The sequence below is a fragment of the uncultured Ralstonia sp. genome (genome assembly GCA_913056305.1).
GTDB lineage: Bacteria > Pseudomonadota > Gammaproteobacteria > Burkholderiales > Burkholderiaceae > Ralstonia.
The window spans coordinates 1-9,031 of record CAJXMR010000187.1; the positions used below are offsets into that span (position 1 = coordinate 1).

General features: G+C 67.0%; 8 protein-coding genes. 5 read left to right on the forward strand and 3 right to left on the reverse strand.

From position 1 onward, the window contains the following. Window positions 1-129: 129 nt before the first annotated feature. Both QZ609_RS20935 and QZ609_RS20940 read left to right on the forward strand, forming a co-directional pair. The gene (locus QZ609_RS20935) at window positions 130-1,653 is read left to right on the forward strand and encodes an AdeC/AdeK/OprM family multidrug efflux complex outer membrane factor (RefSeq protein ID WP_295499069.1); all 1,524 of its coding nucleotides are present in this window, start codon (window positions 130-132) and stop codon (window positions 1,651-1,653) included. 311 nt (window positions 1,654-1,964) lie between these two features. Continuing rightward, window positions 1,965-2,537, forward strand: coding sequence for an acyloxyacyl hydrolase (locus tag QZ609_RS20940; protein ID WP_295499070.1), 573 nt, complete (start codon window positions 1,965-1,967; stop codon window positions 2,535-2,537). Window positions 2,538-2,618: 81 nt separating this feature from the next. Here QZ609_RS20940 and QZ609_RS20945 read toward each other — a convergent pair whose 3' ends face one another. After that, window positions 2,619-3,971, reverse strand: a complete 1,353-nt coding sequence (locus QZ609_RS20945) for a diguanylate cyclase (RefSeq protein ID WP_365902056.1) — start codon at window positions 3,969-3,971, stop codon at window positions 2,619-2,621. A gap of 633 nt (window positions 3,972-4,604) precedes the next feature. Between QZ609_RS20945 and QZ609_RS20950 the strand changes: the two genes are divergently transcribed. Next, window positions 4,605-5,078: a hypothetical protein gene (locus QZ609_RS20950; protein WP_295499074.1), complete on the forward strand. Its 474-nt coding sequence runs from the start codon at window positions 4,605-4,607 to the stop codon at window positions 5,076-5,078. Between the two features lie 24 nt (window positions 5,079-5,102). Here QZ609_RS20950 and QZ609_RS20955 read toward each other — a convergent pair whose 3' ends face one another. Further along, window positions 5,103-5,558, reverse strand: a complete 456-nt coding sequence (locus QZ609_RS20955; protein WP_295499076.1) for a GtrA family protein — start codon at window positions 5,556-5,558, stop codon at window positions 5,103-5,105. Between the two features lie 186 nt (window positions 5,559-5,744). Here QZ609_RS20955 and QZ609_RS20960 point away from each other — a divergent pair, with 186 nt between their 5' ends. Further along, window positions 5,745-6,647 (forward strand): flagellar brake protein, encoded by a 903-nt coding sequence (locus QZ609_RS20960; protein ID WP_295499078.1) that lies wholly within the window; start codon window positions 5,745-5,747, stop codon window positions 6,645-6,647. A 274-nt stretch (window positions 6,648-6,921) separates the two neighbouring features. Continuing rightward, window positions 6,922-8,331 (forward strand): GGDEF and EAL domain-containing protein, encoded by a 1,410-nt coding sequence (locus tag QZ609_RS20965; RefSeq protein WP_295499080.1) that lies wholly within the window; start codon window positions 6,922-6,924, stop codon window positions 8,329-8,331. A gap of 70 nt (window positions 8,332-8,401) precedes the next feature. Here QZ609_RS20965 and QZ609_RS20970 read toward each other — a convergent pair. After that, window positions 8,402-9,031: methyl-accepting chemotaxis protein (locus QZ609_RS20970; RefSeq protein WP_295499082.1), on the reverse strand; the 630-nt coding region annotated here is incomplete at its 5' end.

A 9,031-nucleotide genomic window follows, 5' to 3' on the forward strand; every position in this document is an offset into this window, starting at 1 on the left:
GGTCAGCCAGATCCTGACGCTCTACACCACGCCGGTGGTCTACCTGGCGCTCGACAAGCTACGCCTGTGGCTGCTCGGCCGCCGTAAGGAAGCACCGTTGCCCGCTTTGGATACGCAAGGAAGTTGAACATGACAAGAGGCATCCACGCCCTCCACCCCTCCCGCCTGCTGCCGCGCCTGGTTGCGCTGGCTGCCTGCGCGCTCGTGACCGCCTGCGCGGTCGGCCCCGATTACAAGCGCCCGTCGGCCGACGTGCCGCAGCAATACAAGGAAACCGCCGGCGCATGGAAGGTCGGCGCCCCTGCCGATACCGCGACGCGCGGCAAGTGGTGGGAGATCTTCGGCGACGCGCAACTGAACGCGCTGGAAGACCAGGTGGCCGCCGCCAACCAGAACATCTTCGTGGCCGAGGCGCAGTACCGGCAGGCCCAGGCGCTGGTGCAATCGGCACGCGCGCAGTTCTTCCCCACGCTGTCGGCCAGCGCCTCGGCCACGCGCAGCCGCTCGGTACGGACCACGGTCAATCCGGACGGCAGCCTCTCCACGGGCAACCCGAGCCTGCTTAATGCGCAAAGCATCTCGCTCGATGCCAGCTGGGAGCTGGACCTGTGGGGCCGCGTGCGCCGCACGGTGGAGTCGAACAAGGCTAGCGCTGAGGCCAGCGCCGGCGATCTGGCGTCCGCCCTGCTCTCCGCCCAGGCAACGCTGGCGCAGAACTACTTCCAGCTGCGCGTGACAGACACGCAGAAGGCGGTGTTGCAGCGCACCGTGGCCGACTATGAACGCTTCCTGCAGCTCACCAAGAACCAATACGCCGTGGGCGTGGCGCAGCGCTCGGACGTACTGACCGCACAAACCCAGCTGCAGCAATCCCAGGCCCTGCTGCTCGACACCGAAGTCACGCGCGCGCAGTTGGAGCACGCCATTGCCGTGCTGATCGGCAAGACCCCGTCGGAATTCTCGCTGGCATCGACCAGTGCCGCGACCGTGCAGGATCTACCACTGCTGCCGGAGATTCCGCTGGAAATTCCGTCATCGGTACTGGAACGCCGGCCGGATATCGCGGCAGCCGAACGGCGCATGGCGGCGGCCAATGCCAACATCGGCGTGGCCAAGGCCGCCTACTTCCCGACGCTCACGCTGGGCGCAACCGCCGGAGTGGCGGCCAACACGCTGTCGCACCTGGCCACGCTGCCCACCCGCATCTGGTCGATCGGCCCGACGCTGGCGGCGACGCTGTTCGACGCCGGCGCCCGCTCGGCGGCCGTCGACAAGGCCGGTGCCGCCTACGACCAGTCGGTTGCCACCTACCGCCAGACCGTGCTCGGCGCCTTCCAGGACGTGGAGGACAACCTGGCCGCGCTGCGCTGGGAGGCCAAGGAATTCGATGCGCAGAATGAGGCCGTCAAGGCCGCCCAGGAAGCCGCGCAGCTCGATCTCAACCGCTACCGCGCGGGCACCATCAGCTTCCTTGAAGTCATTACCGCGCAGGCAACCGCCTACAACGCCGAACGCACGCTGCTGACGCTGCAGGGCAAGCGCTACTCGGCGGCCGTGCTGCTGGTCAAGGCACTGGGCGGCGGCTGGCACGGCGAGGTGCCGCTCGTGGGCCAGGCCGCACAGCCCGCCACTTCGGCACCCACACCGCAATAGGCACCGCGCCTGCCCTGAAGGATTTCTGACATTTCTACAACGGCAACGCGGCCTTGGGAGGCGGGCCGCACGCTGCGCGCCCGTTCGCCCTATAATCGACGGAATTTTTCGGCCTAATCTGATTGCAATTGGCCGAATCCACTGACGGGAGCAAGGTGGGGCGCGCGTGCTGACCAGCAGGCGTTGCAGCCGCGACTTGCAAACGTTCAACCGGATGCAGCTTTCTTGCCGCCATGTCCGCCGCGCGCGTGGCCGGCTGTTGAAATTCTGTGCAAGGACGCGCGCCGCCAAACCATCATCCACTCTCTCTGATGATCCGATCCACGCTTTCCCGCTCCGCCAAGGTGCTGGCTGCCGCCATGGGCGCCACCACGCTCTTCGCCGCCGTCCCCGCGCAAGCCGATACGCTCGACCCGTCGGTGCGCGCCATCTACGGCCGCGACAACCGCCACGGCATTGAGAAATACGGCGTCGACGTCGATTTCGATTCCGGCTTCCACTGGGGCAACCCGCAAGGCTGGTTCGTGAACCTGGACTGGGAAGTGGCGCTCGGCCAGTGGCGCTCGACCTCGGGCACCAACCGCCAGAACCTGACGGAATTTGGCGTGACGCCGCTGTTCCGCATCGAGAAGCGTGGCAGCTCCTGGGTGCCGTTCATCGAGGCCGGCGTCGGCCCGCGCCTGCTGTCGCACACCCGCACCTCGGATGAGCACAACTTCAGCACGGCCTTCCAGTTCTCGGACATGATCGGCGTGGGCGTGGCCTTCGGCACCCGGCAGCAGTTCCAGGTGGGCTACCGCTTCGAGCACCTATCGAACGCGTCCATCAAGCGCCCGAACCCGGGCACCGACTTGAACGAGCTGTATCTGCGCTACTCCTTCTAAGCCGGCGTTGCGCCAGGTTTGCCCGAACGGCCTGCCCTGTGTGGCGGGCCGTTTTGCTTTGGGCCGCGCGCGATCGGGCCGCTAGCCGGCGTCAGCCTCGCCGTCGATGTCGCGCTCGCGCGGGCGCATGCTCATCAGACGCTCGTAGTTGAGTGAGGCGTGGAAGCCAAAGCCGTTGCCGCCTGCACGCTTGACCTCGTACATCGCGGAGTCAGCACAGCGGATCAGCGTCTGCGCGTCGCGCCCGTCGCCCGGGTAGAGCGCCACGCCGGCGCTCACGCTCATCGACAGCACGTGCCCCTCCATGCGGAACGGCGCCTGCAGCTGCTCGATCAGCCGCTCAACGGTCTGCTCGACGTCGTCTCGGGTCTGGCAGTGCGTGAGGATGGCGACAAACTCGTCGCCGCCCAGGCGGGCCACCGTGTCGGACGCGCGCAGGCCGCTGCGCAGGCGCATGGCGGTGGCCTTGAGGACGAGGTCGCCCATGCCATGACCATATTCGTCGTTGATCGGCTTGAAGCGATCGAGATCGACAAACACGACCGCCACCTGGCTGCGGGCCCGGCGCGCGGTCTGGATGGCGACGAACAGGCGGTCGCGCAGCAGGCGTGCGTTGGGCAGATCGGTCAATGGGTCGTGCAGCGCAAGGTGATGCGCCTGGTCCAGCATGGCGCGGCGCTTGGTCACGTCCTGCAGCGTGCCGCTCACGCGCACGGCAATGCCATACGCGTCGCGCTCGGTCACACGCCCGCGTGCCGACACCCAAACCCACTGGCCCTGCTGACCGCGCAGGCGCTGCTCGACTTCAAAGCTGTCCGCATCACCGCGCAGATGGCGATAGACACGGCGCGCGCTGAGCGCGGCATCCTGCGGATGCACCATGGCCACCCAGTCGTCCGGATCGTTGGAGAGTGCGTCCGCGTCATAGCCGAGGATCTCGGCGGTGCGGCGGTTGAAGGAGACGTGCTGGGCGCGCATCGACCAGTCGAAGGTGCCAAGGCCAGCGCCGTCCAGCACATACGCCAGGCGCTGCTCCGAGGCGCGCAAGGATTCAAGTGCCAGACGCCGTGCCGTGACGTCCTGCACCTGCACGATGAGATGCTGGCCCGCGGCGCCCTCGTCGTCGGCCGCGGCCAAGGCAAAGTCGGCCTGTACCCAGACCGTGCTACCGTCCTGGCGCACCAGGCGCGTTTCCAGCGAAAGCGCCTCGCGCTGACCAGCCAGCAATGCCTCCACGCTATCGCGCGTGCGCCGGGCGTGGTCGGGGTGGCAGAGGTCGAACAGATCGCGCGCGCGCAGCGCCTGGGCTTCATGCCCCGTCAGCGCACACAGCGCGCGGTTGACGTCGAGGAAGCGACCCTCCGGCGCACATAAACCGATCCCTATCGGCGAATGTTCGATCGCTGCTTTATACAAGTGGTGATCCTCAAGCATGACGATGCAGTTTCGCGAATGCGGCAATTCCGGAGGCATCTGGTCATGGGCCGGGCCACCCCGCCGATCTGCTAGCGCTGTTGGTCTGCGCTGGGCGTGGTGAGTGGTGGTCGGCGTGGTACCCCGTTACCGTTCTCGTGGCCTGCATGTCTGGCTGGCAGGACCGTGTCGCGCGTGTGACGCGCGCGAATCGAGGCGGACTATAGAAGCCGCTGATTAACGGGGCAATCCCTTCCCGCGAGGGGACAGGGCGCACCTGCTCCTCGTGCTCGGATCGACGCGAAGGAAACGCGCCCCGCGTCATTCCCATCGGCGTTTGTCGCAGCCGTCCTGTCGGCTGCGATCCGGCGTCGCCGGACGTCAACAATGTACCACCGTCATCCGCCTGCAACAGCTAACCATTCGGTTAAGGTGAAATGACGCGCCGCACAACGCACACGCCGACACTCTGCGTGCGTAGCGCAATCCACATTGTGGATGCCTGCACCGGCAGGCATCGTGCGCGTGGTCATCCGGAAGGACGAGATGAACTCCATGCGGAACCACTCTCCGCTATTCTTCAAACATCGCTTCGGGGGGCGAGTTCGACACGGCGTGGCCGCGGCGCTAGCGCACGCGGCTGTGGGAGGTGGTATGGAATTGAGCTTTGTCGCCCCGGGGACGCAAACGCACCGCTACGCGCTCAAGCTGGCGGGCCTGCCCGAGACTGGCGAACCCCTGGATCCGGTGTGGATCGACGATGCGCTGACGGCCGCGCTGCGGGTGTTCGACGCGCATCGCGTGCATTTTGCCGATGCGTATTTCGCCTATCGCGCACGGGATGCTGCGGTGCAACCTGGCGACCAGGCCACCGCCGGCGTGAGCGTCATGCGCCCAGCGGGCGATCTACACGATGACACCTTGCTGCTAGCGGATACGTTTGCGATTGCGCAGCTGGCAGCGCTGGTCTCGCTGGAGGCGGCAGGCGTGGCTGACATCATCGATGTGCACCTGGTGGTCGAACGCCTGCGTGACAACGCGCCCACGCCGCCCGACAACCGCCTGGGCGATGTCGCCATCTCGCCGGAGAGCCTCGTCCCGACACGCAGTCCTGCCAGGACGCACTGACGCGCGGCCGATTCCCGTCAGGGCTTAACGCGCACCGCCGCGCGCGACGCTTGGGCAGGGCGCAACGCCCGCGCCGGCAACCGCCGCGTCGCGAAACGTCCAGTGCCGGTGCAGCAGGAAATTGAAGATACCGGTCAGCGACGAGGCGAACACCTGCGCCACCAGGTAGTACAGGCCGATGCCGAGCCCCGCCGCCATCAGCGCGGCATTGCACCCCAGCGCAAACAGCGCGACGAGTCCGAACCGCACCATCGCACCCGCGTGCCCGCGTGTGGTGTTGAACACCGCCCTGCGGCTGATGACGTAATTGAGGGTCGCGCCGATCACGCTGCCCGCCACCGACCCGCGCCAGGGCGGCACATGGGCCTGCACCAGCCCAAACAATGTCACGTAGTGCGCCAGCGTGGCGCCACCGCCGATGACGACGTAGCGCACGAACTGCGCCGCCGCTGCCACAACTCGCTGCCTTGGGGGACTCACGTACGACCTGCCTGCCATGAATGGAAAACCGGTGCCGAGCATAACCGTGCCGTGTGCCATTTCCGTGTCGGCAGGCGCGTTGGCGCAAAGGCGCGCCGGTATGCGGCGCCAAGTGCGCTTAAAGTTATGTCCCGCTTGGCCGTTTAAGACAGCGGGAGACTTCGCGCGCGGCCTCCCCCAATGCACATGATCGAACTCCAACCCCTCGACATTCCGCTTGCCGTTCCCCTGCCCTGGCCGATGCTGGCGCCGGACGGGCAACTGCTCGTGCCCAAGGGCGACGTGATCCACTCGTCCGAAGAGGTTGACCTGTTGTTCACGCTGCACCGTCCGCACCGGCAGACCGACGAGACGGCAGCGCCGGCCGTCGACACGACGCCGTTCCCGAACACGGCCTTCCCAGCGATGGGCGAGGACGCCGAAGGCGAGCGCGCGATGGCGCTCGAGTTGCTGGGGCTGCGACCAGGCGGCATGCTGACCGTGCGTCTGACCGCCGGCGCGGGCCAGAGCAAAGGCACCGCACGCATCATGGGCTACAGCCCGCAGCGGCACCTGCTGATCACGGTGCCGGTCGACAACGGGCGCCCGCTGCTGCCGGTCAAGGACGAGCTGCTGGAGATCCACGCCTTCTCCGGCGAGGGCATCGCCAGCTTCGAATGCACCGTCATGGCGGTCTGCCGCCTGCCGTTCGACTACGCCGTCCTGTCTGCGCCGCGCCGCATCAAGAACCGCTCGTTACGCAAAGCGCTGCGGGTGCGCGCCAACCTGGTCGGCAAGATCCTGATCAGCGGCGAGGCGCCACGCATGATCCATTTGTCGGACCTCAGCACCACGGGCGCCTCGTTCCGCTCGGCGCACCAGTTGGAGGCAAGCGGCGCGCCCGCGCGCTTGCGCTTTCGCGTCAAGACCCGCGACTACCACTCCGAACTGGTGGTCGCCGCGCTCATCCGCAGTGAGAAGCCGGCGGGTGACCTGGCCAATGTCTATCAGTACGGTGTGGAATTCCTGGACCTGCCGACCGCGCAGAAAATGCTGCTGCAGTGCTTCATTTACGAGCAGTTGCTATGGGGCAGCCAGCGCATGGTCTGAGCCACGTGACGTCGCGCATCGCGACGCACGCATGGCCGCCGGAGTCCGATATGCATTTCGCTTTGGTCAGAATTAATCGGAACTGCAATTCATATTCCGCCCGTGCGATTCCCGCGACAACCCGCCAGGAATTGGCTGAGATTCGGCCGCGTGGGCCACGCTTTGCGCTTAAGATGCCTTTGGGTCAGCTGTCACAATGCAACATAACTGACGGCGTGCAGCCAGCCCAATCGCGTTCTTCGTTTCAAAGGCATTTGCAGGACGATCCCCATTTATGAGTCGCGCAACGTCCGTCGCGCCATCGGGTCTGGATCCGATCTCCGGATTGCCGGACCGTGAACGATTCGTCCATCTACTGGCCAAGATGCCGCACCCGGCACGCTCGGGCGGCGTCGGTGCGCTGCTGCTGATCGGCTTCGATCATTTTGCCGAGGCCTCGGCCTCACTCGGACCGCTGGCCGCGCGCAGCGTGATGGTCGAATGTGCACAGCGCCTGCAGGCGCTGTGTGTACCCGACGTCAGTGGGGCCGCACCGATGGTGGGTCGCGTCGGGCCGGAGACCTTTGCCATTGCCTCGGCGGCGTTTGCGTCGGCGCAGGATGTCCATGACCTAGCCCGGCGCATCACCGCGTCGCTCACGCGGCCGTTCATCACGCAGGGCTACGAGCTGGTGTGTTCGTGCAGCATCGGCATGACGATGTTCGACGCCACCCCAGCCGACACCGCCCGCCTGATCGAGCAAGCCGATCGTGCCCTCTACCACGTGCAGCACGGCGGCGAGGAAAGCCCGGCGATGTACGCGCCGGTGGCATCCCCTGCACGCCAGGCCGGCGATGTTGCTTCGGCAATGGACGCAAACGATCCCGTGAGCGAACATCCGCGGCTGGCGGCGCAATTGCGGCATGCGTTGGGGCGCCGGCAGTTCAGCCTGAACCTGCAGCCGCAGCTGAGCCTCGTCAACGGGCAGATCGTTGGCTACGAATTCCTGCTGCGCTGGATTTCGCCTGAGCTGGGCGGCGTGGCCCCGGCGGATTTCCTGCCCATCCTCGAGCAGACCGGCGACATCCGCGAAGTCGGGCGCTGGGTGCTCGACAACGCCGCGCAGATGCTGGCCGGCCTGCAGCGCGAAGAATCCGAGCGCGCCGAGCGTCGCGGCACGCCGCACCAGCCGGGCGTGCATGCGGCGGTGAACCTGTCGGTCGCGCAACTGCTCGACCCCCAACTGAGCGAGGTGGTGCGCGACATTGCCGCGCGCCATGCGGTGCCGACCGCGCGGCTGGTCTTCGAAGTGTCCGAGCACGCGCTGCTGCGCGCTAACGGCGCGGCGCGGCAGGCCATCGAGGCACTACACGCATGCGGTGCGCGCGTGGCGGTGGAAGACTTCGGCGCCACCGAGCACAGCCTCGATTGCCTCGCGCAGTTCCGCCCCGACCAGGTCAAGCTCGATCGCGGGGTGGTCAGTGCCGGCGATGACGCGATGCTGCAGCGCCTGGTAGCTGCCGCGCACGATGCCGGTGTGCCCGTGACGGCCACGCGCGTCGAGACGGCGGCGCAATTGCAAGCCCTGCGCTCGTGCTGCTGCGACGTGATCCAGGGCTACCTGCTGTCGCAGCCGTTTCCCGCGCGCTGGATCGACGATACGCAGGGCGTGATCGCCGAGCGTGCACGTGACCTGATGCCATAAACGGCAAACGCCCTTCCGCAAGCTGGCGAAAGGGCGTCTTGGGCGGGCTGGCTGGCCCGCCGCTTCCCTCTTAAGCGTGCTCGACGCGGAAGGCCCCCACGGCGTGGCGCAAGGCCTCGGCCTGTTCCTCCAGTGACTCGGCCGCCGCCGCCGCCTGCTCCACCAGCGCCGCGTTCTGCTGCGTCACCTGGTCCATCTGGTTGACGGCCTGATTGACCTGCTCGATGCCGGCGCTCTGCTCCTCCGATGCGGCGCTGATCTCGCCCATGATGTCGGTCACGCGCTTCACGGCCACCACCACCTCCTCGATCACCGTGCCGGCTTCGGCCACCAGGGTCGAACCATTCTGCACGCGGCCCACCGAGTCGCCGATCAGTTCCTTGATCTCCTTGGCCGCCGTGGCCGAGCGCTGCGCCAGGCTGCGCACCTCGCCCGCGACCACGGCAAAGCCGCGGCCCTGCTCACCGGCACGGGCGGCTTCCACCGCTGCATTGAGCGCCAGGATGTTGGTCTGGAACGCAATGCCCTCGATCACGCCGATGATGTCGGCGATCTTCTTGCTGCTGTCGTTGATGCCGGCCATGGTCTCGACCACGCGACCCACCACCTCGCCGCCCTTGACCGCGATGTCCGATGCGTTGACCGCCAGCGTGCTGGCCTGGCGCGCGTTGTCGGCGTTCTGCTTCACGATCGAGGTCAG

What these genes read in the sequence shown, in the direction of transcription:
- QZ609_RS20945 (WP_365902056.1), bottom strand. Translation starts at nt 3,971, where the DNA reads ATGCTTGAGGATCACCACTTGTATAAAGCAGCGATCGAACATTCGCCG.
- QZ609_RS20935 (WP_295499069.1), top strand. Translation starts at nt 130, where the DNA reads ATGACAAGAGGCATCCACGCCCTCCACCCCTCCCGCCTGCTGCCGCGC.
- QZ609_RS20965 (WP_295499080.1), top strand. Translation starts at nt 6,922, where the DNA reads ATGAGTCGCGCAACGTCCGTCGCGCCATCGGGTCTGGATCCGATCTCC.
- QZ609_RS20940 (WP_295499070.1), top strand. Translation starts at nt 1,965, where the DNA reads ATGATCCGATCCACGCTTTCCCGCTCCGCCAAGGTGCTGGCTGCCGCC.
- QZ609_RS20950 (WP_295499074.1), top strand. Translation starts at nt 4,605, where the DNA reads ATGGAATTGAGCTTTGTCGCCCCGGGGACGCAAACGCACCGCTACGCG.
- QZ609_RS20960 (WP_295499078.1), top strand. Translation starts at nt 5,745, where the DNA reads ATGATCGAACTCCAACCCCTCGACATTCCGCTTGCCGTTCCCCTGCCC.